The sequence below is a fragment of the Planktothrix mougeotii LEGE 06226 genome (assembly GCF_015207485.1).
In the GTDB taxonomy this organism is placed as follows: Bacteria; Cyanobacteriota; Cyanobacteriia; order Cyanobacteriales; family Microcoleaceae; genus Planktothrix.
The window spans coordinates 1-25,676 of record NZ_JADEWU010000043.1; the positions used below are offsets into that span (position 1 = coordinate 1).

Below are 25,676 nucleotides of genomic sequence, written 5' to 3' on the forward strand. Positions count from 1 at the left end.
AAACCGGGTTTCTTAAGCTATCTTTGGGTTAACCAACAAAAGTTATGACAGAAACCGGGTTTCTTAAGCTATCTTTGGGTTAACCAACAAAAGTTATGACAGAAACCGGGTTTCTTAAGCTATCTTTGGGTTAACCAACAAAAGTTATGACAGAAACCGGGTTTCTTAAGCTATCTTTGGGTTAACCAACAAAAGTTATGACAGAAACCGGGTTTCTTAAGCTATCTTTGGGTTAACCAACAAAAGTTATGACAGAAACCGGGTTTCTTAAGCTATCTTTGGGTTAACCAACAAAACTTATGACAGAAACCGGGTTTCTTAAGCTATCTTTGGGTTAACCAACAAAAGTTATGACAGAAACCGGGTTTCTTAAGCTATCTTTGGGTTAACCAACAAAAGTTATGACAGAAACCGGGTTTCTTAAGCTATCTTTGGGTTAACCAACAAAAGTTATGACAGAAACCCGGTTTCTAGGGGTTCTGTTGGGAAACCGGGTTTCTGATTCAGGGGAGATCGCATTGAGGTAAAATCAACCGGGAAAGCCACAATTTTTGGTTTCAAACAAAAATAATATCTTGAGTAAGGAGTTATAATTATGGGAAGTATCCAAGCTAGTGTTTTAATTCCTGATCGCATTAGTGCTAGAAAACTAGATGTTTTCTTAAATGGAAAATTTCAATATTGTAAAAATCTAACTCAAAGAGATAGAGATAGATATCTCAAGGAAAATCTCAAAAAAATTTTTATCTAAAATTAGGAAGAAAATTTGTTTCCCCTTATTTTTTGCATAGCTATGATGGTAACCCTAATTGGGAATTAGCAGACTATGGCGTATATTTTTTTATCATTCTGCGTCAGCCTAAAGATTGGATTAAAATTGAGGAAATAGAAAATGACTTTGGTTTTTATCCTCAATGTGAACTGTTTGTATATATGTTGGGCAAAAGTGATATCTTTCAAAAAGCACTTAGTCAAATTGTGTTAATTTTAGCTGAAAAATATGGAGGAATTATTGGAGTTAATCTAGGAATTCCTAGAGATTATGAGGAATGTATTGGCTGGTATAACTCAGCTTCTTTCCGCAATCTCTTAGAAGAAAATCGAATTTATTTTGTTCCTTAACTTTTTATATTTTTACCTGATGACAGAAACCGGGTTTCTTAAGCTATCTTTCGGTTAACTAACAAAAGTTATAACAGAAACCGGGTTTCTTAAGCTATCTTTCGGTTAAGAAACAAAAGTTATGACAGAAACCCGGTTTCTAGAAGTTCTGTTGGGAAACCCGGTTTCTCAAATTAATTTATTTAATCACCCGAAAAGTTAGATTAATTCTGGGCTGAGTGGATTTAGCACTTTTAGGAACGTGATGTTGCCAAAACTTCTGTGTCTCACCACCCATAATTAAAAAATCACCATCACCTAAATTCAGTTCAACTTTGATTTGATGATTATCCCTACGTCTAAAAATAAACCGCCTGGTTTCCCCCAAACTCAAAGAACCAATTACCGCACCTGGGGCTAATTCTTTTTCATCATCACTATGCCAGCCAATATAATCTTGACCATCTCGATATAAATTCAGGAGAACTCCATTAAACTGAGTATTAACCAAAGGCTCAATTTTTTCTTTAATTTGTAATAAGGGTAAATTCCAAGGTAAGGGTTGCATGGTGACACCAGAATAGGTATAAGCCTGAGTTCCATAGTAAGCAGTTAACCGAGGCTGAAGGACGGATTTGCCAAAAATTTTTATGGGTTCATGTTTCCATTCAATTTGGTTCAATAATTGGGTCAATAGTTGATAGCTTTCTGGGGGTTGAAATAGGCGAGGATAGAGAATTACTTCAGCATTGGGTAGTTCTAGGTTTTGGCTAATCAAATTTGAATTGAGTTTAGGCATATTGATCGGTAATTCTTGGAGCGATCGCTATATTGTAGCATCATCAGTATGAGAACCACTATCATTAGAATCATATCAGCCAGAAAACCTACTGAAAACGAAAGTAAAGAATATAGGAGATAAACCAATGGAACCGGAATACGATCTGTCAAAAATGAAGAGAAGATCAAATCCTTTTGCTAAACAGTTGAAAAAACAAGTCACAATTTACATGGGACTTTAGCTTATTACATTATTGAGCGATCGCAATATTTAACCCGAAAATGTTAAGTTAATTTACAGTAATCCTATTGCCTGTTGCGCTTCAATGCTGCCATAATCATTACAAGTGAAAGCGCAAAGTTCCTGCTCATTTAAGTGATGCAAAGAAATTGCGATCGCCCTTCTTATCTATTAAATTAATAAACTGGAGCTATGGAAAAGTTAGTTATTCTTAAAATTGGGGAAGGCAGTTTTGAGCAAGGGTTTCCGGTCAACTTGCAGATCTCAGAAAAGGGCGATCGCTCCTACACCTCCCTTGATGGCAAACTTCCCCCCTTTAGTATTCCTAAACCAATAGTCATTAGTTTTGCCTTTTATCTTTGTGTCCAGAGAGGGTTACATCACCTTGCATACTTGTTAATACAGAAAAATCTCGATATTACTGAATTTCCTTGGACTTACCTCATTTGGCAATCAGAATATCGCAAAAAACTGTCAGGTTTTAGGATGATGACACTATCTAATCCAGTTAACAGCTTTTCAAATCTTGATTTAATAAAAAACGGTAATCTTTTAAAAGAACAGTTAAATCATTGGCTTAATTCAGAACTCTTTCGCCCCATTAAAGAGAAGTTTCTGGAAAAGATAAAAACCGATGATATTGTGCGGGTCATTATTCAGACGGAAGATCCTCTATTGCGAAGATTGCCTTGGTATTTGTGGGATTTATTTGCCAGTTATCGTTTAGCAGAAGTGGCGCTGTTTTCCTCAGCCTTTGAACGAGTAGAAAAGTTGGTTAAACCTAAACCTAAAGTTAGGATATTAGCGATTTTAGGTGATAAAACGGGTATTGATATTAATGCAGATCGGAAATTTTTGGAAAATTTATCTAATGCTGAACCGGAGTTTTTAGTTGAACCCAACCGCCAGGAATTTAACGAAAAACTTTGGGATGAGAACGGATGGGATATTTTATTTTTTGCTGGACATAGTAGCAGTAATCCCGATGGTACGACGGGAAAAATGTATATTAATTCTAAAGAAAGTTTGACGATTCCCGATTTAAAATATGCTCTACAAAAGGCAATTGAACGAGGGTTACAGTTAGCGATTTTCAATTCCTGTGATGGTTTAGGAATTGCTAGAGATTTAACTGAGTTACAGATGCCTCAAATGATTGTCATGCGGGAACCTGTACCCGATTTAGTGGCTCAAGAATTTTTGAAATATTTTTTAAGTTCATTTTCTAATGGTAACTCTTTATATATTTCTGTCAGAGAAGCGCGAGAGCAGTTACACGGATTAGAAAAAGATTTTCCTTGTGCAAGTTGGTTGCCTGTAATTTGTCAAAATCCGGCAGAAAATCCCGTGAGTTGGTCAAATTTGTATGATTCTGAAACTAGCACGCCAATTTGGATGACACTCGCAGGTAGAGGCTTGGGTGTAGCTGAAAATGCGGTAAAAGCATGGCTAGGTGTTCAGATAGTAAACACCGCATTTAATGGACTAAGAGCAATAACCTCCCAAAAGTCAGATAATCACGTGATTTTGACATTCGATATCCTCTCCCAACTCCAACCCACTCCCCAAACTTACCCCCTACCAATCAACATTCAATCCCTAGCAGATGAAACAGACACCATCACTATTTGTCAAGAACTTTGCACCCTAATTTACTCCCTCGCACTCCCCGATACAGGCATCCCCACTGTCAGCAACTTTGCCCAACTCAAACAACAGATTCTCACCCTAAAAAAACAACTGCAAAAACGCAACCTAGCCCTAATTTTCCATAACTGTAAACCTCATCTCCCACTCCTCACCTGCTGTCGCAAAATTGCCGATGCTAACCTCGGTTTACACATCCTCTGGATAACTGATGAAACCCTGGAAGTACCTTTACGCGGGTTTCCTCCCAGTCAGGAGAATTTGTTAGGGGCGGTGCAAAGTTGGATTGAGGAATTGTGTTAAAATTATCCTATCTCATTCATCTGCATCAATTATGAGCAAAACTATTAATATTAGTGGGTTAAGACCAGAACAAATTGAACAAATCCAAGCCATTATCGAGGCGTTTCAAGCTAAAAACCAACTCGATCATTTAGCCAGTTCCCAAGTCAACATGAAAAAAACAGATATCATTGATATTTTAACAGAAAAGCCGATTAAAGTCAATGGTTGTCTCACCCGCGAACAGATTGATCAAGCTTAATCATAGACAAGGAGAATACAAGATGGCTAATTCCGTTGAATTTAAAGCAAAAATCCAACAAGGTATCATCGAGATCCCAGAAGAATATCAACAGGATTTAAGAGAAGAAAACGAGGTGACAGTGATTATCCTCAAACAACCTAAAAGAATTTCTCAAACGGGAATCATTGCCGAATTAACGCAAAATCCAATTTCCGTTCCGGGTGTGCGTAAATTAACCAAAGATGACATACATCAACTCTAGTTATGCCAAATAATCTGAGTTTTTGTGATTCTAATCTATGGTTATATCAATTTTTGATAGATCCAGATAGTGATCGTTCTGAAGAAATTAAAAAGCATAACATTGCTATCAATTTGACTAATCAAAAAAACATTTTGATTAGTACCCAAGTGATTAATGAAGTTTGTGCTGTTTTATGCAAAAAAGCCAAACTTAGTGAAATTAAAATTAGACAAATTATTGAAGAATTTTATCAGGGTTGTATTGTCATGGATATTAATCGCAATATTATTGTTATAGCTTCTGATTTACGCACTCAATATAATTTCTCGTTTTGGGATAGTTTGATTGTTGCCAGTGCTTTATCGGGTGGTGCAGATACTCTGTATTCTGAAGATATGCAAGATGGGTTAATTGTTTCTCAGCAACTTACTATTATTAATCCGTTTAAATCATAACAAAATTTAGATCAATTTGAAGCCATTGGTCAATCTTTCTGAGTTCAATGAATCGATGAACCCCTAGAAGCACCATTAAGGGGGTTTTCCCCCCAGTCAGAATAACTTGTTAGGAGCGATTATTGCACTCCTAAAACATAACTATGGGGCAAATGAATAATTTGGTCTTGATATTCACCTTCAAAAGATACCTGTGCTAAGAAAATCAACTCATCAATATTTTGCCCCACGGTTAACTTAACATTGAGAAGAAAAATTCCTGGTATATGACGACTTTCGTTGATGTGATCCACCAAGTGGACAGGCATAGATTTACGGTTATTCGTCACCAATATAAAATTATACTCCTCGCACCAAAGTAAAATTTCTGGATCTAAAGTACCTCTGCGGGGACAGTGAGGTTCACCCACCGCCCAAACGATTACATCAGACTCATTTTTACTTAATCCTATTTTGTAGATCGGATCTACATTTTCATCCAGCAAATATTTTAAAGGCATTATGCTTTCTCAACAAGATCTCTTTCGGCTCTTAGTTTTCTCAGGCGGATAGCAGAAGGGGATGGATTAAGTTCTTGTGCTTTTAGTTGCTGATGACTCCACTCCAACCAATCAGCAATGTAGTTACTAACGGCTTCTTTATTGTGTAGATAATAAAGAATAGTCGCATAAACTTGTTCCAGGTTAAGAGATGGATAAGTTTGAGCAATTTGTTCAGGAGTGCGAGCGCGATGAATGAAATCATAGAGGATAGTTTCAATGCCGATTCGCGTTCCTTTAACCCGAATATCATCGGGTCGCTGAAAGTCAAAATAGTCTTCGAGTTGCATGGGCGAATACTCCTAATTTTCAAGTGGTGGAAATTGACTTGTTAATATTATATCATGTCAAACAGACATCCCCACTGTCAGCAACTTTGCCCAACTCAAACAACTGATTATCAACGTAAAACGTCAACTGCAAAAACCCCACCTTGCCCTAATTTTCCATAACTGTAAACCTCATCCCCCACTCCTCACCTGCTGTCGCAAAATTGCCAATGCTAAACTGGGTTTACACATCCTCTGGATAACCGATGAACCCCTGGAAGCACCTTTGCGCGGTTTTCCCCCCAGTCAGGATAACTTGTTAGGAGTAATTCAAACTTGGATTGAGGAAATGATATAATAAAATTGACTAATTTTAGCACAAATTAAAGAGAACCTTTACCCAATATTAATCATGATGAATATCAATGCAATTAAAAAATATTATTGATGCCATATTAGATCAGCGAATCTGGATTACCGATCATGCCGATGAAGAAGCCGCCAAAGATCAACTTTCCTTTGATGAAATTTATTTTTCTGTCATGTATGGTGAAATCATTGAAACCTATCCTAATAACTCCCCTTATCCTCGCTGCTTAATTTATGGTGACACTTTTTCCCATGAACCCGTACACAGTGTTTGGGATTATGATGTAGAAACCAAAACAGCCACCCTAGTAACTGTTTACCGTCCTGATTCTCAACGATGGTTCAATTATAAAAAAAGGAGATACTAAAATGCAAACTCTCAAAAAATGCCCAATTTGTTCAGGAGAAATGATAGAGAAAGAAGTTGAAAAAATTTTACGAGGAGGGAATCATACTGCGATTCTTCAAATTCCTGCACAAGTTTGTTTAAACTGCGGTGAACGCTTATACACTCCTGCCCAAGTCCAAAGATTCGCGGAAATTAGACGAAAATTAACACAACAAAACGTAGATCAATTTGAAGCTATTGGTCAATCTTTCCGAGTTCAATAAATCGATGAACCCCTAGAGATACCTTTGCGCGGGTTTCCTCCTAGTCAGGATAATTTGTTAGGGACACTGCAAAGTTGGTTAGAGGAAATGATAGAATAAAATTTGATAATCTTAGTAAAAATTCAATGGAAACTCTACCCAATAGCTGGGCAGAAATTCAGCCTAATATAATCTATCAAACTGCTAATGGTCAGTTAGTATCTTTTAGCATAGATCAAATCCAACTAGGGCTAAAATATGATCAGAATAATAAACATTTAAAAGCGATTGAAAGAGGAATAGTTTCCCCTCGTGGTAATATGGGTTTAGTGGTTTCAGAAGTAGAAGGGTTTGATTTTAAATCAAAAGTATTAGGGAAAGGAGGAGATAGGCGATTTCATGCAAGAATCATTAATGGAGTATTACATTTTCCGGGTTTGGTAACAGAACATTAATTACAGAAAGTTATGACAATAGTTGAATTTAAAAATCATCCAGTTTGGCAAGATTTAACTGAAGTATTAGAAAATCTAAATGCTAACGCACTTGTCAGAGAACATTTGGAATTATGCGATTATAAAATATCTGGATACTGGGATGAACAAGATGAATTTTATGAAGAGATTATTTTACCCCATTCCCTGTCTCCTGAATTAGTCAGTAGTGCTATTGGTTTCACAGGTCAAAAACGCTGGCTTCAACTCAAGTTTTGCCTTAAGGTTAACCCTAGTTTTGCTGAAGATTCATCTAATCATAATCAGCCAAAAAATCTGGGTGAACTGACGATTATTTATGATGAAAATCTACAATTTATTGATGAAAATTGGCAAATCAATATAGACTCAACTGTGATGAGATGAACCCTAGCACTTTGACGCGGGTTTCCTCCCAATTAGGATAATTTGTTAGGAGTAATTTAAACTTGGTTAGAGGAATTTTAGGGGAGAAATTGGGTTTTTAGTTAGGAACTTTTGGCGAAAACTAGATAGTGAAGAAACCCGGTTTCTTGCGGATTATGAGGTATAATAGGGGAAGAAGTCAGGCCGAAAATCAAAACAAAAACAATCACTCAAAATGGTAACTACCTATCGTTTAAAAGCTAGTGAACTTGATCAGAGCTTTTTAGAAAAATTAAAAGCTACTTATGGAGATCAAGAAATAGAAATCAGCGTTTCTAACTTAACAACACAATTAGAAGCGATGGCAAACGATCCATCTATTCAAGCTGAGATTCAGCAAATAGAACAGGAATTTAAAATCACTGAAATGGATGGTTTAACCAATTTATGACCATTCAAAGAAGCGAGATTTATTTTGTTAATCTTAATCCAGTTCAGGGCCGAGAACAAGCAGGAGAAAGACCTGTGTTAATTTTATCCATTGATTCTATCAATAAATTACCCTTAGTGGTGACTGTAATTGTAGGAACAAAGGGTGAAAACATCTTTTCCTGCAAATTGGTGTAAAATTGAATTACCCTGAGCACAAACAAATGAGCTATGAGCGAAACTCAAATTAACTTAACTGAACAAAATCAACAAGCCCTGAGAGAAATCTCTCACTTTACAGGGAAATCTCAACAGGAATTAATTACCTTTGCCATTGAAGAACTAATTAAAAGTTAACAACATAAAAAACGCTTAGATTTCATGCAACAAGCTAGGGGGATTTGGCAACATCGAGAGGATATTCCTAACTTAGAACAATTGAGAGCGGAATTGAATCGTTAAAATAGAAAAATGGAAGAAAGATTATTAATAGATACAGATGTTTTAATTGACTATTTACGAGCTAACTCTCAAAAGGATAGTTTATTTTTTTAAACCTAGAAATTTTGTTTCTCTTGAAAGACTAACAGAAGGGAATATCTCGTAAACCTAATACAAATATTTGAGATAGCCTTGTGCGATCGCACGTTCCTCAAAACAGCTTAATTTGTTTCTCATGGAAAGGCGATCGCTAATAACATCAATTTACTTTTTTTTCGGTTGTAATTGCTGTAAAGCAGCTTGGGTTTTTTTGACGCCTTCGGGATTGCCTTGTTGCTGATAAAGTTCTAAGGCTTTTTGGAAAAATGCGATCGCTTGTTGCTCTCGACTGCCTCGACCTTTCAGCGCCAATCCCATATTAAAATGGGCAGAGGCATCATTGGGATTATTTTCAATCACCCGACGATAACTAATAATTGCCCCGACATAATCTTGTTGTGCGAGTTGCAATTCTCCGAGGGCTGCATTCGCTTCCATCAAAGTTGGTTTTAACGCTAAAGCCCGTTGATAAGCTTGGCTGGCGGCTTCCCAGTTTTCCTCAGCTTTAAAAATTTCACCAATTTGGAATTGTACATCCCCATCACGGGGAGCGAGTTGGGCGGCACGTTCAAAGGCGGCAACACCCCCATTGCGATCGCCATATTTTAATAAAGCGGCTCCTAATTTAATTTGAATACTCGCTTCATTGGGGGCTATCATTGCCGCTTGTTGCAGCACTTCTAAGGCTTTCATCACGTTTTCTTGCTTGAGAAATGCCATTCCCATCGAAGAATAAGCTTGCCAATTACGCGGGTCAAGGGTGAGAATAGTTTGATAAGCTCGAATTGCCCCTGTATAGTCCCCTTTACGGAATAAGGTTGCGGCTAACCCTTGATGGGCTTGAATATTATCGCGTTTGAGCATTGTCGCCCGACGATAGGCATCCGCCGCCGCATCATATTGTTGTAAATTGGCTAAACTAAACCCTAAACCATACTGAAAATCCGCATTATTCGGTTCTAATATTAAGGCATTTTGATAATATTGAGCCGCAACTTGGAAGTTACCGCGTAACGCTTCTAAATAGGCAATCCCTGAATAAATTTTAGCGTTTCTAGGATCTAAAGCAACCGCTTGGGTATAGATGGTAATGGCATTTTCCAGATCTCCAGCATCCACCAACTTTCGGCCCTGTTCTAACAAATCATTAAGCTGTTTGTTGGCTTGGGGGTTGGCTTGAGCTACAATTTCCGTAGCTTGAGCAATTTGTGGTGTGGTCATGGCAATCACAGCCACTAAAACACGACTAACTAACAATTGAGTTCGATTTGACACGGCCTAATTTGGGTGAGAAGTTGAGCGAGTCTGTCACATTTTGATGTTGACGGTTGATAGCCAACGGTTAACCGTTAACCAATCCCTAACACCTGATGCTGGAAATGATACTGACATAATTCGGGCCACTTGTGAAGAGAGCCGCTTATTCTGCTTTCCCTCACCCCCTCACCCTACTTCAGCGTTATGACGGATGAACAACTGGTATTAACGATCAATAAAGCATTTTATCGAGCTTTTGAAAAACAGGATTTAGAAGCCATGAGTACCCTTTGGTCAAAGGGTACTGCTTCGGTTTGCATTCATCCTGGACGGAAAGCGGTGAAAGGATGGGAAGCTATTCGAGCTTCCTGGGAGCAAATTTTTAAAGCCACTCAATATTTAGAAATTGAAACCCAAATTATCTCAACGGAAATTAATGGAGATATTGCTTATGTTATTTTAACAGAAAATGTGATGCAAATTGTCGGTCGCCGTCGCCTGCAAGCAACATCAATGGCAACGAATATTTATACTCGGATGGCAAATCAATGGTATTTAATTCATCATCATGGTAGTCCCATTATTTAATTCATCTATGCGATCGCCCCAACCTCGAAAACAATTTGCTCAACATTGGTTACGCAGTGAAAAAGCGTTAAGTAAAATTGTTAAATCTGCGTCATTATCTCCCTCAGATCGAATCTTAGAAATTGGCCCAGGAACAGGGATTTTAACGACTCAATTGTTATCAGGAGCTACGTCTGTTGTTGCGGTTGAAATTGATACGGATTTATGCAAAAATCTGGTTAAACGATTAGGCAATAAAGAGAATTTTTTATTATTACAAGGGGATATTTTAACCTTAGATATTGCAACGCAATTACAGGATTTTCCCAATTTCCAAAATCCCAATAAAGTTGTTGCTAATATTCCCTATAATATTACCGGGCCAATTGTTGAACAATTATTAGGAACCATTGGGGAACCAAACCCCAACCCCTATGAATTAATTGTCCTGTTAGTTCAAAAAGAAGTCGCTCAACGTATCACCGCCCATGCAGGGTCTAAAACCTTTGGGGCGTTGTCTGTTCGAGTCCAATATCTCGCCGACTGCGATTATATTTGTGATGTCCCCGCAAAAGCCTTTTATCCCCCGCCAAAAGTGGATTCTGCGGTGATTCGTTTGCGTCCCCGTCCCATCGAACATCCCGCCTCTAACCCCCAATATTTGGAAACTTTACTCAAATTAGGATTTTCCAGTAAACGCAAAATGTTAAGAAATAATTTACAAAGTGTGGTCAGTCGAGATCAATTAACCCAATTACTGGAACAATTAGAGATTAACCCCCAAGTTCGCGCCGAAGACCTCAGTGTTGAACAATGGGTAAATTTGAGTAACTGTTTATGGACTGAACTATCAGTCAACGATCAACAGTTGTAGGGGCGGGGTCACCCCGCCCTTACCTGTAAACAATCAACAACTTTGTTTGTCTTGTGAATACAAATGCGTTCCTATTCTTTAATTGCTCCGGCAAAAATTAACCTCTACTTAGAAATTATAGGCGATCGCCCCGATGGATATCACGAATTGGCAATGGTACTCCAAAGTATTAGTTTAGCCGATCAAATTGACATTCAATCGATTGGAATTGATACCATTAGTGTGCGCTGTACCCATGCAGAAGTTCCCAATGATCAAACCAATTTAGCTTATCGGGCGGCGGCATTATTAGCCCAACAATTCCCCGATGCTATGGCACAATTTGGGGGAGTGGAAATTAATATCAAAAAAAATATTCCTATAGCCGCAGGTTTAGCCGGAGGTTCAACGGATGCAGCGGCGGTTTTAGTGGGTTTAGATTTAATCTGGCAATTAGGTTTAACTCAAAGTGAATTAGAAGAATTAGCGGCTCAAATTGGTTCCGATGTTCCCTTTTGTATTCAAGGTGGAACTGCTTTAGCAACGGGACGGGGTGAACAACTTTCTCCCCTCACAAATTTAGATCATTTGTATGTGGTTTTAGCCAAATATCGGAACTTGGGAATTTCGACAGTTTGGGCCTATAAAACCTATCGTCAACAGTTTAACGATACCTACATTTCAGCAGCCCAGGATTTACAAACTCGTCAACAACGGGTTCATTCTGGGCCGATGGTTTCTGCCATTATGCACCGAGATGGGGCAGAAATTGGTCAATTACTGCACAATGATTTAGAGAAAGTCGCCTTACCCGAATATCCCCAAGTCTTACAACTGCGAGAAGCTTTTGAGGCTCAAGGTGTTCTGGGAACCATGATGTCCGGTTCCGGGCCAACGGTGTTTGCCTTAACAGAATCTGAAGCCGAAGCTTTACGGGTTTTAGAAGCTGTAAAAACCCAAATCGCTAATCCAGAATTAGAGTTTTGGACAGCAAAATTTATTTCTACTGGTATTCGTTTAGCACACTCATAAACTATGACTGAACCAACTTCTAAAACACCTCAAACGACCTCACAAACAGATGCCATTAATTTATTCCGTTGTATTACAAATGGGTTAATGTATGGGGGAGTTGCCTTAGTCTTTTATAAATTAACCCATATTATCGCTGAAAAATTCGCTAACAAACCGATTCAATCCGAGAATTTTACGGTGATTCAAATATCAACAGCAGTTCGTACCCTGGTTGTAGGTTTATTCACAATGGGAACGGTTTTGTTTAGTTTTCTATCCGCAGGAGTAATCCTATTAGCAATATACGTTAGTATTCAACGGTTAATCAAACCGAATGTTCCGTCCTCCCATGGTTAAAACCTACATTTTACAAATCTGAAAACAGCTAAAGGATTAGATTCAAAGTCCCCCTTAAAAAGGGGGATTTAGGGGGATCTAATCAGAGGTTTTCAGTTGAATTTGACATTAATGATACTAGGAATAAAAAGGAAAAGGAGAGGACTTTCCCCTTTTAAGGTTTAGCTTTACTTTGAAAACGTTGGTAAGGAAAACGCCCTGTTTTAGGATCAAACCATTGATTCCACAGTTGAGTATTTTCTTCACTGGTAATGGTTTGGTTAACCAAGGTTCCCCATTGAGCACTATTTTGAGGTAAAATACAGCCGTAATTTTCAAAGGTTAAAGGTTGTTCAGGTACTAAACGAAACCCTTTAAAATCTTCCCCTTGTTCCCATAATTCACCTAATAATAGAATTCCATCACTCGCCATTAAATCAATTTCTTCTGCTCTTAACCGACGAATTCCATCCGCACGACTACCCACAACTTGCCATTTTGCTTCAGGATAAATCGGACGGAATTCATCATCTGTTGTGGTTCCGAGTAAAAATCCAACGGTGATATTATTTTCTCGGATAGTTTCTAATTGAGTTTCTGAGGCTTTTGTGGGATCTAAACGTTCTGCATCCGCTTCTCGGACTAGCAGTTGAATTCCACTGGTAAAATAGGGAATGGAAAAATCAACCATTTCTTCTCGTTCTGGTGTAATGCTGGTGGCTTCACAAACAATATCTAATTGACCTGTTTCTACTTGAGTAAATCGATTTTTTAAGGTGACGGTTTTTAATTCTAATTTAATCGGTTTATTCAATTGTTTCTCTAAACGCTGTTGAATCAATTTAATTAAATCAACAGAATATCCTTGTAAGGCGTTATTGTTGTCAGTATAACCAAAGGGAACCGCATCCGTCCTCACCCCTGCGGTCAGCACCCCTGTCCGGTTTACTTTTTCTAACACGGTTTCAGCCCAACCTAATAAAGGAAAATTAACGGTAAAGAGAAGAGTCAAGAGAGAAACAGCCAGTTTTTTGTTCATCTGTGTTAAATTTTTAAGCAGATTAAAATGTTCTGTCATCCTATACCATTAATCGGGATCTTAAGGCAAGAGGCTCAAAAAAATAATATACTGCTACCCATTAAGCTGTTCGGTGTGCCCTAGATCTCATGATTTATTCTAACTATCAAATTGGGGGAAGTTTAGCCCAAGATGCTCCGACTTATGTTGTGAGAAAAGCAGATTCAGATTTGTATGCTGAATTACATCAAGGGAATTTTTGTTATGTTTTAAATTCTCGACAAATGGGGAAATCCTCTTTGCTGGTTAAAACTCGTTATCGTTTACAACAAGAAGACTTTCAGTGTACAACATTAGATATGACGCGCATTGGCAGCGAAATGGTAACAGCGCAACAATGGTATAAAGGAATTGTTAGCGAATTATGGCGCGGCTTTAACCTGTTAGGTAAATTTAATTTAAAGAATTGGTGGAAAGAAGAAGAAGATATTTCAGTAGTTCAACGATTAAGTAACTTTATAGAGGATATTTTATTGACTCAATTTCCCGATAAAAAATTAATTATTTTTGTAGATGAAATTGATAGTATTTTAAGTTTAAACTTTAAAGTTGATGATTTTTTTGCCTTTATTCGATTTTGTTATAACCAAAGAGCAATTAATCCTGAATATAACCGGGTTAGCTTTGCTTTATTTGGGGTTGCTACACCGTCCGATTTAATTTCTGATCGCAGTCGTACCCCCTTTAATATTGGCACAGCTATTGAATTAGAAGGCTTTACCCTCAATGAAGTTAAACCGTTAATTCCAGGTTTAGAGAAAAAAATTACAAATGCTCAGGCTGTGATGCGGGAAATTATTAAATGGACAGGAGGACAACCCTTTTTAACTCAAAAAATCTGCCAATTGGTACTTAATTCTGCTCAGGATACCCTCAATGACGTTTTAACAATTCCCCCTGGGACAGAAGGATTTTGGGTAGAATCTTTAGTGCGATCGCATATAATTTATAAATGGGAATCTCAAGATGAACCGGAACATTTAAAAACCATCCGTAACCGCATAGAATATAATCAGTATCGTTTAGGAAGAATCCTTGGTATCTATCAAAATATTCTCCAGGGGTTAGAAGTTGTTACTGATGATAGTAACGAACAATCAGAACTAATTTTATCCGGTTTAGTCATCAAAACTGGCGGAATTCTCTGGGTCAAAAACCGAATTTATCAAGAAGTATTTGATCCCGATTGGGTTACCCAACAACTTAGTAGCCTGCGTCCCTATTCTCAAGCTTTTGATGCCTGGTTACAATCAAATCAACAAGATTCTTCCCGACTCTTACGAGGACAAGCTTTAAAAGAAGCTCAAAATTGGTCAAGTGGTCGCAGTATTAGTGATTTAGATTATCAATTTTTAGCTAAAAGTGAAGAATTAGACCGTCGGGAAATGCAGCAAGCTTTAGAAGCCGCCCGAATGCAGGAAGTAGAAGCTCGTCTTATTCAAGAAAAACAAACGGCAAAACTGCAACGATTTTTACTGTTATCAGTGAGTGGTGCTTTAATTATTGCGATGGGATTAAGTGGAATTAGTTGGTTTCAATATCATCAAGCGAGGGTGAATGAACAACAAGCAAAAACCAATGAAATGAAAGCCTTACGCCAATCTTCTGAAGCTTTATTTGCCCTAAATCAACGATTTGAAGCGTTAATTCAATCGATGAAAGCTTATAAACAATTACAAACCTTACCCAATGTTGATTCTAAAACCCGTGAAAGTGTGCAGTTAACTTTACAAAAATCCGTTTATGGAATTCAAGAATATAATCAACTCTTGGGACATACCAGCCTTATCCATTCCGTAGGGTTTAGTCCCAAAGGAGATTTAATTGCGTCTGGGGGTTTAGATAAAACAGTTAAACTTTGGAAACCCGATGGTTCATTGGTTAAGACTTTAATCGGCCATCAAGATGCTATTTTTAGTGTTGCTTTTAGTCCCCGTCAACCGCTTCTGGCTTCCACCAGTAACGATAAAACGATTAAACTCTGGAAAACGGACGGGACATACCTAAGAACCCTGAGTGGACATGAAGACCCGGTGATGGCTGTGAGTTTTAGTCCCACAGAAGATACACTCATTTCTGCGAGTTTTGATCAAACCCTTAAATTATGGACAATAGACGGGAAACTGTTAAAAACCATAGCCGCCCATACAAAAAAAATTAAAACCGTTTCCTTTAGTCCCGATGGTCAAAGATTCGCCTCTGGAAGTGAAGATCAAACGGTTAAAATTTGGAAATCCGATGGCACATTGTTAAAAACCCTCACCGGACATCAAGCTGAAGTGATGTCGGTGGCTTGGAGTGCTGATAGTCAACAGTTGGCTTCCGCCAGTCGGGATAAAACAATTAAACTTTGGAGTCGGGAGGGGGTGTTACTCCAGACCTTTGGCCCCTTTGAAGATGAAGTTTGGGGTGTGGCGTTTAGTCCTAATGGCAAATTCTTAGCAGGGGCGATTCGGAATCAACAAATCCAACTTTGGCGAAAAGATTCGACGACTTCCCTCTATAACCCCTATAAAACATTATGGCAACATCAGGGAGAAGTTAGTGCTGTTGCGTTTAGTCCCGATAGTGAAACTCTTGCTTCTGCAAGTTGGGATAAAAGTATTAAACTCTCGAAAATTGGCTATGCTTTAGTCATGCCCTTGATTGGACATCAAGATGCCGTTTGGGGTGTTAATTTCAGCCCGGATGGTCAAATCATTGCTTCCTCTTCCCTAGATAAAACCATTAAACTCTGGACAAAGAAAGGTCGATTATTACAAACCTTGATAACTGGACATCAGTGGCGGGTAAATCGGGTAGAATTTAGTCCTGATGGTCGCTGGTTAGCTTCAACCTCTGATGATGCAACGATTAAACTTTGGCAAAGAACTCAGACAGGATTGTTAAACACCCAACCCTATAAAACCCTAGAGGGACATAAATGGGGGGTTTGGGATGTGAAATTTAGTCCTGATAGTCAATCTATGATTTCAGGAAGTTGGGATAAACACATTAATATTTGGGGACTGGATGGCAAACTTCGCTCCTACTTGGAGGGTCATAAGGGTCAAGTTTGGGGAATTGCAATTCAACCTGAACATCAATGGATTGCCTCTAGTTCTGACGATAATACCGTTAAAATCTGGAATTTTCAAGGTCAACTGTTACAAACTTTAACGGGTCATCAAGATGGGGTTTGGGATGTCGTGTTTAGTCCTGATGGACAGGTTTTAGCTTCAGCTAGTCGAGATCAAACGGTAAAATTATGGCGGTGGAATCCATCACTGAAATCTTTTGTTGATGAACATACCTTAACGGGACATACTGGAACTGTTATGGCGGTGGCTTTTAGTCCTGACCAGCATTTTATTGCTTCTGCTAGTCAAGATAAAACAATTAAACTCTGGAAAATGGATGGTAGTTTAGTTAAAACTTTGAATGCTCATGATAATGAAGTTGATGATGTTAAGTTTAGTCCCGATAGCAAAACCCTGATTTCAGCGAGTGCTGATAAGACTGTTATATTATGGGATTTACATCAGGTTTTAAGCTTGAATGATTTTGCTTATGCTTGCCATTGGGTAAAAGATTATTTAAAAACAAATTTAATGGTTAGTCCTGAAGATAGAAACTTATGTCAGAAAAGGCTTAAATAAGGGAATTACGAATTACGAATTACGAATTACGAATTGTTAATCAATTTTTGAATGGCAGTTTTTAAGGTTTCTTTGTTTAACGGTTGATTCAATTTAGGAACATCTTCAATGTTATTTTTAGGAAAACGGGCTAATGCTAATTCGGTGGTGCGATCGCCAGACGGATTATTAGCCATTAAAATAGAATTATTCAGGATTTCTAACTGAGCATCCACAATTTCATCATCAGTTTCATACCAACTGGCGATCGCAATGGATAACGTTTCAATCTCATCCGGTAGCGGTTCAATTACAGCCAGTAATTCTTGACGTTTTGACTCAGTAAATAACTGAGGTTGTTCCTGTAACAGTTGCAGAAATGCTTCTAGGTTTTGCTTGTAAAAAGACATAAACGGATACTCTAATTGTAGAAAGAAAAAAAACGGGATTTCTAACCTGAAACCCCGCATCTGAATTGATCAGTCTTTAATCAACAGTTTTGTCAGAATTCCAACCGGATTGATAATAGATTTTTGAACCGTGATCAGGAACAAAATGACAAGACAAATAGGATTGAATAAAACTCTTCCAAATCGGTTCATTAGAGTAACGATAATAGTCACCTAAAAGGGGTTTAATCGCTTCTGTGGCTGTTCTTAAATGATAGTGGGGAATACTCAAGAAAATGTGGTGAGCAACGTGAGTCCCAATATCATGATGAATCGGGTTAATAAAGCCATAATCGCGGTCAATAGTCGATAATGCTCCTTTCAGGAAATACCAATCATCCCCCCGATACCAGGGAATATCGGCTTCCGTATGATGTAAATAAGTGACCAAATCCAGCCACATTACAAATACTAAATAGGGCATGAAATAGTATTTGACAAAAAACAGCCATCCAAACTGATAAGTCAGGAATCCTAAAAACCCTACCATAACAATCATCAGGGATGTACTGGTAATAATATCCCATTTTTCCGACGGTTTAAATAGGGGGCTACTGGGAAGAAAATGAGACCCTTGACGATTGGGAGAGCGCCGAAATAGATAAATCGGATAAGCCAATAAAGGGATATAAAAGCGAAATAGCTTTTCATACCAAGGCATGATATTAAACTTAGTTTCCGTCACCGGATACCAACTTTCATCAGTGTCAATATTTCCTGTATTGGCGTGATGAGTTCTGTGGCTAATTCGCCAACCGTGATAGGGAACCAGAATGGGGATATGGGAGAGATGGCCAATTAAGTTATTGAGCCATTTGATTTTTGAGAAAGACCCATGACCGCAATCATGGCCCACAACAAATAACGCCCAAAACATCGTTCCTTGCATCACCCAGAAAATGGGGAAAAATAGCCAAGAATCGAGTTTATAGGCGATGAAATAAAGGGCTGCAATGATGGAAATATCAATAAAGAAGTAACTCAGAGATTTCCACACCGAGGGTTCAAAGCAGTAGGCGGGAATCGCAGCTTTCACGTCTTGAAGAGTAAAGGGTAACTCTGAGGTTGTACTCGGTAACGGGTTTAGGGTGGACTGGTTAGAACGATTGGATAATTGCACGAAGTTTTGATTTGACCTTGTGAACAATCCCCAGTTTTGTGGTCATCCCAAATTGAATCACAAACATCAGGGTTTGGGATGCCAACCTAAACTGGGGGTTCTGAACGGAATTTATTTTACCGTTATTAGACGTTCATTTTCGCAATAAATCTGAAGTTACAATCAGGATTGGGCCATTTTTAGAAGATTTGGGGATCATGAATCATATTTAAAGTGTTCCAGTTTAGGAATACCAAACCAAAAATCTGTAGGAATTAGGGGTTCAATCGAGGAATCGTTTCCGCCGACTTGATTGGTACGGAGAATCCAGACATAAGCTCCTAATTGTAGAAAGATCATGGCGATTTGATCGTTAATTAATCGAGGTAATAAAGATCGCCAACTGTCCGCTAATCGAGACAAGGTTTTTAAGGGAGTTTCTTCGGGAAAACGACCTAAAGTTGGGGCACTATATTGCCAATCTTTCCTGACTTTTCCCATCGGTGTTAAGATCTTTTCTAAACTTCTCACTAAGGTATTTAATTGGAAGAATCGTTCGGTTTGTTCATGGTGAGGATTTTCTCGCAACCATTTCATTAATAGGGGATTTAATTCAAATTGAGCCAGCATTCGTCTCAGAGATAAGTACAGAGCTTGACTGGAATCTTGAGAACAGGAATTAATCGCACTCACAAAGGTGGTTCCCGTACCATCTCCAATGCGATATCGAGCCGTCATAATATCAAGTTCATTAATCACCACATCCAAGGGAGAAAATTTGAACCCATCAAAATCATAATCTTGAGTTAGGGGAGGAAATTTAATCAGAATATCGGTAAAAGGACGACATCCTAACCACCCAAATTGACGATCACCGCTATAGCGTGTCCAGTCTAAATTTCCTGAGATAATCCCATCACAATTATGGGTATAAATTTGGCGATACTCAATATTAAAGCGTAACTCTTGGGTGATGCGATCGCGCACAACCGTAGCTATGCCATAGGCAAAATGTCCGAAGTAAATCCCAAAGGGAGTATGATCTCCATTAGGGCCTCCAATGCCTCCATAAACGTGCATTAATAATGCGCGATCACCTTCTTGCCAAAGGGATTCAGGATGAACAGAATAAATCGAATTCTCCTGATTAGGATTGAGTAAAATCGTCTTAATTTCCCCTTTGGGGGTAACTTTATTTTTCCAGTATTCATGATTAATATAATCTAGGGTTTGTTGTTGTCCCGAAATCACAACATCTGGATTGAGGGAAAATAATCGATGCGGTGCGAGTGCTTGAACTACAAATTGACCATCGATATTTTTTTGCCCAAAAATATACCATCCTGAAGGATTAATTGGAGAGCGTTCTAAATCTTGATTAACCGAAGACAAAATCCCATCTCGATTAGCTACCACAGAAGGTAAATACACTTGTTCTTCGGGGCCATCAAATCCTTGAGATTCAGGTTGATAATGACGAACTAAAAAGAGGTCTTTTCCTAAATTTTGAACAACCGTAACTAACCCATAAAATCGCCCAGTAATTTCTACAGGATCATGCTGAATATAAAGACTTGGAGGTTCTGCTCCGGTATCTTTTAAAAGCACAGGCTCTTTTAACACAACAATCACATCATCCTGGGGTCTAGCTCCGGCGATAGATTCTAAAGGATCAACTTTTGACCAACCATTAATCCGTTCCGGGTGAATATTTCCCTGGGATTCACTCACTCTGACCTGCTCAATAAAGTTTAAATCTTGGGTGACTAATTGTACTCTTAATTTAACAGTGGGGTTATCAAAATCCCATCTCAAATTGACAATTTGACCGATTCGATGTTGATTTTTTTCGTCCGCGTGATAAATTTCAAACAACACGCCTTTGACGCGCTGACGGTCTGATTCTTCGGGTAAAATTAAGCGACCAATCCACGTTCCTACGGGTTGATAATAGGGAGAATCAAGGGTTTGTTGAATCGGATAATAATTAATCTGATTAAAAGCCGCTCGTTTGTAGCGTTCATAGTTACTGGGTTTTTTCAGCGTTTCCGGCGCTAACCCGGTCAGTTCCCAATTTTCTAATAAAATTCCAGTGACAATATCAACGGTTTGTTCCAGAAAGGTTTTACCATTTGGGAGTTTCTCATCTCCCATCGGGCCACCCATCATATTGTGTCCGACGGGCCCTAAAGAAATAAAACTAATTTTTCCTCGGCGTTTAGCACAATTCCAATTGGATAATAACGCAATTGGCCAGCGTCCAGGGAAAATAATTGCCCCCACTTTTTCAACACTATCTTTTTCACCCACCAGATGATAGAGATGTTCTGTCACCATTGCCCCCGTATTTCCACTGATAACCCCTGCAATAGAAATTACTGTAATCGGAGCATTAAGGGTGCGTTTGAGGAAGGTTACAGCCCCCATTGACATCTGACCACCACCGCTATAGCCAATTAACGTCACCGGAATCGAACTACCGAGGGGATAACCATAGTTAAGTAAACTATTATACAAAACCTGCGCTAAACCTTGATTTTGAATCGGGCCATAACGAGGATCAGCCGAAACCGCTACCGAGACAATATTGCGAGCATTAATAATAAACCCAATGGGATTGGCAGGATTGTTAACCGCCATCGAGTCTACAATGCGCCACAAAAAGGCAAAAGGTCGATTTTGAGTTAAGGGATTATTGGTGACAGAATAGGGCATAATCCCTTTAACAATGGCAATATTATCAGGAGTGGCTGCTGCTAAATCATCTAAAAAGCGTTCAACTTCAGGTAAATATTGATAGGAACCTTGATTGATGCCATCTAAATACACAACATAATGATTGATGGGAGTATCTGGGCAAGCTTCTGATACTAATTTCCCCGGATTTTGTAACGGTTGAACTCCATACCATCCCGCCCACCAGCTTAAGGATTCTAGGGGAGTTAAAATAATAGAAATTAACAGGGCGATTAAACTATATTGAATTAATTTTAAAGCCAATCGGAAAGAATCATTTAATAATCCAAACCAGATGTAAAAAGGATTTTTATCGGTGGGGGTCAAGATTAAAATTAATAATAAAGCTAAGGCTGCTAGAGCAATAAATTTAATAATTGATGAGGGTTTTCGTTGGGGTGTTTCTTCTTGCTGTTCTGCTTCTAACCAAAGTTCTTTACCAACAGTAACCAGTTGCGGATCACTGCCATCCATCAGCATTTGCTCTAATTGTTTTGGGTCTGTAATTAATGAAGTACCCGCCGCCCAATTTGATAACCAACGGCTAAATGCTAAAATCGGACGACCAATAGTTCGTTGCAGAATTTGTAAGACAACCCACCCAATTAAAGTACAAATAAAAGCTGACCAATCATCAAAAATGGCAATGGTTTCTAATCCTACAAATTGAGCGAGTAAACTCCAAATTGAAAGGAATACCCCAATGGCAATTCCTAAATAAGGTAAACCGATTAAAAACCCTAACATTTGGGGGGCGTAACTCACCCCTACGATTGTAAAAATCAAGCTAAAACTGAGTGGAATCTTGAAAATTAAACTACTGGTAATCCAAATACTTGTTGCCCATAATCCATAACTGAGGGTAAAAACAATCGCAGAAATTCCTAAACTTAATACAAACCGAACAGGTTTAACTTTATTGGCGAATAAAACAATACATTGTCCAATGGATTGAGATAAACCCGCCGCTAGAACTATCATTAATGCGATCGTTAACCTATTGGGTAGGGTGCTAATTTCTTTAAAGACATCTGGGTTAAGGGTAAATGCTCCTGAAACAAAATGCCAAAATTGGTTTAATAGGGTTTCCATAGAATTAAGCGTTAAAAAGACTGAATGCTGAATTTCTGGCTGGTTGTTAGTTTAGTTGATCTTGGCTTGATAGAATGATACAATTTGTGAACTTAAGGTTTTTCTGCTTGGGGGTGTATTTGGCAATAATATAGATAGGGGAAAACTGACAGGGTTTGTATGATTTTATACTTTTTATTTCCAGTTTTAGGAAGGGTTTTTCGTGAAGTTACGCACCCTTAAACCCCTAAGTTATGGTATGTTAGTTTTTATTTCCCTTTATTCAGCTTAACGATTAAATAGCTAATGGATAATGCTAAAACAGCCAACGCCAGCCCAATTAAATCTTGACCTCCTTTTTTATCCAAATCAAAAATAATAATTTTTCTACCAACAGCAATTAAAGATGTAATAATGACTAATTCAACTTGTATAACGTGCTTTTTTAAATAAGACGATATATTTTCTAATATTTCTAATGCAATTAAGACATTTAAAAACAATCCAAAGATTTCAAATAAAGAAACTTTAAATATTAAAGTAGAATCCGTTAGTAATTTTTGAGTTAAATATAAAATTAATTGACCGCAACAAACTACAATGATCACCACCATGGCAAGGGATAAGGTTTTAGCGATCGCAACTTGAACTTCTTCTAATATCATTAAAAAATGTTCGTCGCTAAACCAATGGGTTAGGGATTCAAAAAATGTTTTTTTGCGGGACATAGTGAAAGGTGAATTGAAGTTGAATAGATGATGCTAGAGAATAAAGCAAATTAGTCTCAATATATAAGTTAGAGTCCGTTAATGCAATACTATTGTTAAAAATTTATCCAATCATCCCGAAATGGGGTGACTGAAGTGTTTGAATGAACAATAGTATTTTCATAATTAATGAAAACCATTGATATAAATCTATGGTAATTTTCAATAATTTGTAATCTGAGATTGTAGAAAAGCATCTTATTGAGCATTTTTTCCGTAAACATTAACTTGACCAAATTTTTCTTTGACCAAAAATTGATGCTTAGATAATACATCATTGGAGTAGCTGAGTTCTGACATACTTAAAAAGAATAAAGGTTAGAGGAATTCTGAAAATACAACAATCAGCGTATACTAATAGTTTAGATTAATTTACACCCCATTAATTCCATGCCGAGTTTAACTGAAATTCCTTCTTTAGGATTCCAAATCACGTTAGTTGCGGTTTGGTTAGGTTTAATTTTAGTAATAGCAGAAGGACTCAACCGCGTTTTTTCAGTGAATGCTGAAGTCTCCCGAAAAATTGTGCATATCGGAACTGGAAATGTGATACTATTAGCGTGGTGGTTACAGATTCCCGCATGGGTGGGAATTGCTGCTAGTGTAATTTCAGGAATCATTGCCATTATTTCCTATCAAACTCCTATTCTTCCCAGTATTAATAGTGTTGGACGAAACAGTTTAGGAACGTTTTTCTATGCCATTAGTATTGGGGTTTTAATCGGTTGGTTTTGGACAATTCAACAACCTCAATATGCTGCTTTAGGGATTTTAATCATGGCTTGGGGGGATGGTTTAGCCGCCGTGATTGGTCAACAATGGGGTAAACATCAATATTGTTTTTTAGGAAGTTGCAAAAGTTGGGAAGGTTCCCTAACCATGCTATGCGTTAGTTTTATGATTTCCCTTAGCATTTTGTTAGTTATTCAGGGAAATGATCAACCAACTTGGATAATTTCAATAGTTGTAGCCTTTGTAGCAACGACGTTAGAAACATTTTCAAAATATGGAATTGATAATCTTACTGTTCCATTTGGAAGTGCGTCCTTAGCTTTTTTTCTTAATCAAATCCTCTAAAAAGATTAATCCCCCGTAAACCATTACGAGGGATTTAAAGTGATCTTGAAAACAAGAGAAAAAACAAGGGGTAATCACACATTCAATTGTGTTGTTATCTTTAGTGTTTCCAACGCGGATCTTTGTTGGGAGTTCCTTCAAAGGGTTGGGTACCGACTTCGGGGTACATATCATCACTGACGACAAACATCCGTCCTGCGGCTTCCGTCAGATAGGTCATCATTTCCTTAACAGATTTTAAGATGTTCATACTGCCTCACCTCATAAGAATCAGTCAGTCTTCTATACTTATTATTTTAGGGGAAAAATTAGAAAGTGTGTCAGTTTGCAACATTTATTTGCACTCAGTTCAAGTTTACATTTGTTTAAATTATGCAATATATTTTAATTGTTAGAAATACTTAAGCCTGAACGGGAGAAACTCATGTAAAGCGGTAAATTTACTCATCTCTACATCAGTTTCTTGCCGAGTTCTTCTATTTCATCCGTTAAGACTGCAATCCTTTTAAAACTTTATCCGCAAAAGCATTAATGGATTTGCCAACGGTTTTTTTCAAGCGCCATGCTTTGAAAGCCGTTTCATAATCCTCTCCTTCCGTTTGATAAGTTTTCCAAGCTCTGAGGGTTAAAAATAATCCCCAAAATAGAAAGACAAACGCTGCAAATCCAATACTATGAGCAATCACCAGATTAATTAAAATCAAGAAACCATTAACAATAGCAAACTGAATTAAATTTTGTTTCAGTCGATTTCGACGATAGACATTAAAGACTAACTTTTCATCGGCTTCTTGTTTCTGTAACTGCCATTGCTGTTCAGCCAGTTCTAAATCGTGGTAAGAAATTCCTAAATCTTTAGCAATTTCTAACAAATCTTGACGAGTCATTTCCTCATTATCTTGTTTGCGACAAATGGCAATATAGAGAATTTCTTGTATATCTTCCTGTAAATAGGTACGGCTGATTTGAGTATCTGAGTTTGTCATAAGAATTATCCTAATCTCCTTATTAGAAGTCGTAGACATCAGGGTCTATTTAGAAGTGATTCAGAAAAGGTCTGAGTTCCGTTTATCGAGGACTCCAACGCCTTAATTCAGAATGACCTCTTGGAATGAATCTACTCACCTACTTTTATAGTAACTAGACTTAGAAAATTTTGCAGAGGTTCACACCAAAAACGAGATC

The 25,676-nt window shown here is 37.9% G+C and carries 31 protein-coding genes; 20 read left to right on the forward strand and 11 right to left on the reverse strand.

Annotated elements, in window-relative coordinates; genetic code table 11:
• Positions 1-595: 595 nt before the first annotated feature.
• Positions 596-751: a hypothetical protein gene (locus IQ236_RS17145; protein ID WP_193870424.1), complete on the forward strand. Its 156-nt coding sequence runs from the start codon at positions 596-598 to the stop codon at positions 749-751.
• A gap of 32 nt (positions 752-783) precedes the next feature.
• Positions 784-1,122 carry a hypothetical protein gene (locus tag IQ236_RS17150; protein WP_193870425.1) on the forward strand — a complete coding sequence of 113 codons (339 nt, stop codon included), beginning with the start codon at positions 784-786 and terminating at the stop codon, positions 1,120-1,122.
• 178 nt (positions 1,123-1,300) lie between these two features.
• Here IQ236_RS17150 and IQ236_RS17155 read toward each other — a convergent pair whose 3' ends face one another.
• Positions 1,301-1,900 carry an alpha-ketoglutarate-dependent dioxygenase AlkB family protein gene (locus IQ236_RS17155; protein ID WP_193870426.1) on the reverse strand — a complete coding sequence of 200 codons (600 nt, stop codon included), beginning with the start codon at positions 1,898-1,900 and terminating at the stop codon, positions 1,301-1,303.
• 414 nt (positions 1,901-2,314) lie between these two features.
• Here IQ236_RS17155 and IQ236_RS17160 point away from each other — a divergent pair, with 414 nt between their 5' ends.
• Genes IQ236_RS17160 through IQ236_RS17175 form a run of 4 tightly spaced genes read left to right on the forward strand, consistent with a single transcriptional unit; the run spans position 2,315 to position 4,994 of the window.
• Positions 2,315-4,072 carry an NACHT C-terminal alpha/beta 1 domain-containing protein gene (locus tag IQ236_RS17160; protein WP_228041693.1) on the forward strand — a complete coding sequence of 586 codons (1,758 nt, stop codon included), beginning with the start codon at positions 2,315-2,317 and terminating at the stop codon, positions 4,070-4,072.
• 31 nt (positions 4,073-4,103) lie between these two features.
• Positions 4,104-4,313: a hypothetical protein gene (locus tag IQ236_RS17165; RefSeq protein ID WP_193870427.1), complete on the forward strand. Its 210-nt coding sequence runs from the start codon at positions 4,104-4,106 to the stop codon at positions 4,311-4,313.
• A 22-nt stretch (positions 4,314-4,335) separates the two neighbouring features.
• Positions 4,336-4,557 (forward strand): hypothetical protein, encoded by a 222-nt coding sequence (locus tag IQ236_RS17170; protein ID WP_083625634.1) that lies wholly within the window; start codon positions 4,336-4,338, stop codon positions 4,555-4,557.
• A 2-nt stretch (positions 4,558-4,559) separates the two neighbouring features.
• Complete coding sequence (locus tag IQ236_RS17175; protein WP_193870428.1) at positions 4,560-4,994, forward strand: PIN domain-containing protein; 435 nt, start codon at positions 4,560-4,562, stop codon at positions 4,992-4,994.
• 119 nt (positions 4,995-5,113) lie between these two features.
• Here the strand turns inward: IQ236_RS17175 and IQ236_RS17180 are convergent, their stop codons facing one another.
• Together IQ236_RS17180 and IQ236_RS17185 are read right to left on the reverse strand one after the other, a co-directional pair.
• On the reverse strand, positions 5,114-5,494 hold the full coding sequence (locus tag IQ236_RS17180; RefSeq protein WP_193870429.1) for a DUF5615 family PIN-like protein: 381 nt from the start codon (positions 5,492-5,494) through the stop codon (positions 5,114-5,116).
• Entirely contained in the window at positions 5,494-5,823 is a 330-nt protein-coding gene (locus tag IQ236_RS17185) for a DUF433 domain-containing protein (protein ID WP_083618452.1), read from the reverse strand. Before IQ236_RS17185 ends, IQ236_RS17180 begins: the two co-directional genes overlap by 1 nt.
• Before the next feature lie 67 nt (positions 5,824-5,890).
• Between IQ236_RS17185 and IQ236_RS28370 the strand changes: the two genes are divergently transcribed.
• The 8 genes from IQ236_RS28370 (at position 5,891) to IQ236_RS28060 (ending at position 8,387) form a co-directional block, all read left to right on the forward strand.
• Positions 5,891-6,160, forward strand: a complete 270-nt coding sequence (locus tag IQ236_RS28370; RefSeq protein ID WP_407676159.1) for an NACHT C-terminal alpha/beta 1 domain-containing protein — start codon at positions 5,891-5,893, stop codon at positions 6,158-6,160.
• A gap of 67 nt (positions 6,161-6,227) precedes the next feature.
• Complete coding sequence (locus tag IQ236_RS17190) at positions 6,228-6,539, forward strand: DUF4258 domain-containing protein (protein WP_193870430.1); 312 nt, start codon at positions 6,228-6,230, stop codon at positions 6,537-6,539.
• 1 nt (position 6,540) lies between these two features.
• The gene (locus tag IQ236_RS17195) at positions 6,541-6,783 is read left to right on the forward strand and encodes a YgiT-type zinc finger protein (protein WP_193870431.1); all 243 of its coding nucleotides are present in this window, start codon (positions 6,541-6,543) and stop codon (positions 6,781-6,783) included.
• Positions 6,784-6,857: 74 nt separating this feature from the next.
• Positions 6,858-7,217, forward strand: a complete 360-nt coding sequence (locus IQ236_RS17200) for a hypothetical protein (protein WP_228041694.1) — start codon at positions 6,858-6,860, stop codon at positions 7,215-7,217.
• Positions 7,218-7,229: 12 nt separating this feature from the next.
• Entirely contained in the window at positions 7,230-7,622 is a 393-nt protein-coding gene (locus IQ236_RS17205; RefSeq protein WP_193870432.1) for a hypothetical protein, read from the forward strand.
• Between the two features lie 214 nt (positions 7,623-7,836).
• Positions 7,837-8,052, forward strand: coding sequence for a hypothetical protein (locus tag IQ236_RS17210; protein WP_193870458.1), 216 nt, complete (start codon positions 7,837-7,839; stop codon positions 8,050-8,052).
• Entirely contained in the window at positions 8,049-8,228 is a 180-nt protein-coding gene (locus tag IQ236_RS17215; RefSeq protein ID WP_228041695.1) for a type II toxin-antitoxin system PemK/MazF family toxin, read from the forward strand. The genes IQ236_RS17210 and IQ236_RS17215 overlap by 4 nt, the downstream gene beginning before the upstream one ends.
• Positions 8,229-8,261: 33 nt before the next feature.
• Positions 8,262-8,387: a hypothetical protein gene (locus IQ236_RS28060; protein ID WP_265578693.1), complete on the forward strand. Its 126-nt coding sequence runs from the start codon at positions 8,262-8,264 to the stop codon at positions 8,385-8,387.
• Between the two features lie 348 nt (positions 8,388-8,735).
• Here the strand turns inward: IQ236_RS28060 and IQ236_RS17220 are convergent, their stop codons facing one another.
• Entirely contained in the window at positions 8,736-9,845 is a 1,110-nt protein-coding gene (locus tag IQ236_RS17220; RefSeq protein WP_193870433.1) for a tetratricopeptide repeat protein, read from the reverse strand.
• A gap of 186 nt (positions 9,846-10,031) precedes the next feature.
• Here IQ236_RS17220 and IQ236_RS17225 point away from each other — a divergent pair, with 186 nt between their 5' ends.
• From IQ236_RS17225 to IQ236_RS17240, 4 genes are all read left to right on the forward strand, one after another.
• Positions 10,032-10,415, forward strand: coding sequence for a nuclear transport factor 2 family protein (locus tag IQ236_RS17225; RefSeq protein WP_190523760.1), 384 nt, complete (start codon positions 10,032-10,034; stop codon positions 10,413-10,415).
• Positions 10,416-10,422: 7 nt separating this feature from the next.
• A complete protein-coding gene (rsmA, locus tag IQ236_RS17230; protein WP_193870455.1) occupies positions 10,423-11,268 on the forward strand; it encodes a 16S rRNA (adenine(1518)-N(6)/adenine(1519)-N(6))-dimethyltransferase RsmA in 846 nt (281 codons plus the stop codon).
• Between the two features lie 63 nt (positions 11,269-11,331).
• Positions 11,332-12,279, forward strand: a complete 948-nt coding sequence (ispE, locus tag IQ236_RS17235) for a 4-(cytidine 5'-diphospho)-2-C-methyl-D-erythritol kinase (RefSeq protein ID WP_193870434.1) — start codon at positions 11,332-11,334, stop codon at positions 12,277-12,279.
• A 3-nt stretch (positions 12,280-12,282) separates the two neighbouring features.
• Positions 12,283-12,618, forward strand: coding sequence for a DUF3082 domain-containing protein (locus IQ236_RS17240; RefSeq protein WP_193870435.1), 336 nt, complete (start codon positions 12,283-12,285; stop codon positions 12,616-12,618).
• 154 nt (positions 12,619-12,772) lie between these two features.
• On the opposite strand, the gene IQ236_RS17245 is transcribed toward IQ236_RS17240, so the two are convergent.
• Positions 12,773-13,636, reverse strand: a complete 864-nt coding sequence (locus tag IQ236_RS17245; protein WP_193870436.1) for an amino acid ABC transporter substrate-binding protein — start codon at positions 13,634-13,636, stop codon at positions 12,773-12,775.
• A 128-nt stretch (positions 13,637-13,764) separates the two neighbouring features.
• On the opposite strand from IQ236_RS17245, the gene IQ236_RS17250 reads away from it, so the two are divergent.
• Entirely contained in the window at positions 13,765-17,313 is a 3,549-nt protein-coding gene (locus tag IQ236_RS17250) for an AAA-like domain-containing protein (protein WP_193870437.1), read from the forward strand.
• 26 nt (positions 17,314-17,339) lie between these two features.
• Here IQ236_RS17250 and IQ236_RS17255 read toward each other — a convergent pair whose 3' ends face one another.
• The 4 genes from IQ236_RS17255 to IQ236_RS17270 form a co-directional block, all read right to left on the reverse strand.
• Positions 17,340-17,702: a hypothetical protein gene (locus tag IQ236_RS17255; protein ID WP_193870438.1), complete on the reverse strand. Its 363-nt coding sequence runs from the start codon at positions 17,700-17,702 to the stop codon at positions 17,340-17,342.
• A 76-nt stretch (positions 17,703-17,778) separates the two neighbouring features.
• The gene (locus tag IQ236_RS17260) at positions 17,779-18,861 is read right to left on the reverse strand and encodes a DUF3474 domain-containing protein (RefSeq protein ID WP_193870439.1); all 1,083 of its coding nucleotides are present in this window, start codon (positions 18,859-18,861) and stop codon (positions 17,779-17,781) included.
• A gap of 195 nt (positions 18,862-19,056) precedes the next feature.
• Positions 19,057-22,668 (reverse strand): Yip1 family protein, encoded by a 3,612-nt coding sequence (locus tag IQ236_RS17265; RefSeq protein WP_193870440.1) that lies wholly within the window; start codon positions 22,666-22,668, stop codon positions 19,057-19,059.
• A gap of 248 nt (positions 22,669-22,916) precedes the next feature.
• Complete coding sequence (locus tag IQ236_RS17270; RefSeq protein ID WP_193870441.1) at positions 22,917-23,375, reverse strand: phosphate-starvation-inducible PsiE family protein; 459 nt, start codon at positions 23,373-23,375, stop codon at positions 22,917-22,919.
• Positions 23,376-23,804: 429 nt separating this feature from the next.
• Between IQ236_RS17270 and IQ236_RS17275 the strand changes: the two genes are divergently transcribed.
• A complete protein-coding gene (locus IQ236_RS17275; RefSeq protein WP_193870442.1) occupies positions 23,805-24,491 on the forward strand; it encodes a diacylglycerol/polyprenol kinase family protein in 687 nt (228 codons plus the stop codon).
• Between the two features lie 100 nt (positions 24,492-24,591).
• Here the strand turns inward: IQ236_RS17275 and IQ236_RS17280 are convergent, their stop codons facing one another.
• Positions 24,592-24,741, reverse strand: a complete 150-nt coding sequence (locus IQ236_RS17280) for a hypothetical protein (RefSeq protein ID WP_193870443.1) — start codon at positions 24,739-24,741, stop codon at positions 24,592-24,594.
• A gap of 238 nt (positions 24,742-24,979) precedes the next feature.
• The gene (locus tag IQ236_RS17285) at positions 24,980-25,477 is read right to left on the reverse strand and encodes a 2TM domain-containing protein (protein WP_193870444.1); all 498 of its coding nucleotides are present in this window, start codon (positions 25,475-25,477) and stop codon (positions 24,980-24,982) included.
• Between the last annotated feature and the right edge of the window lie 199 nt (positions 25,478-25,676).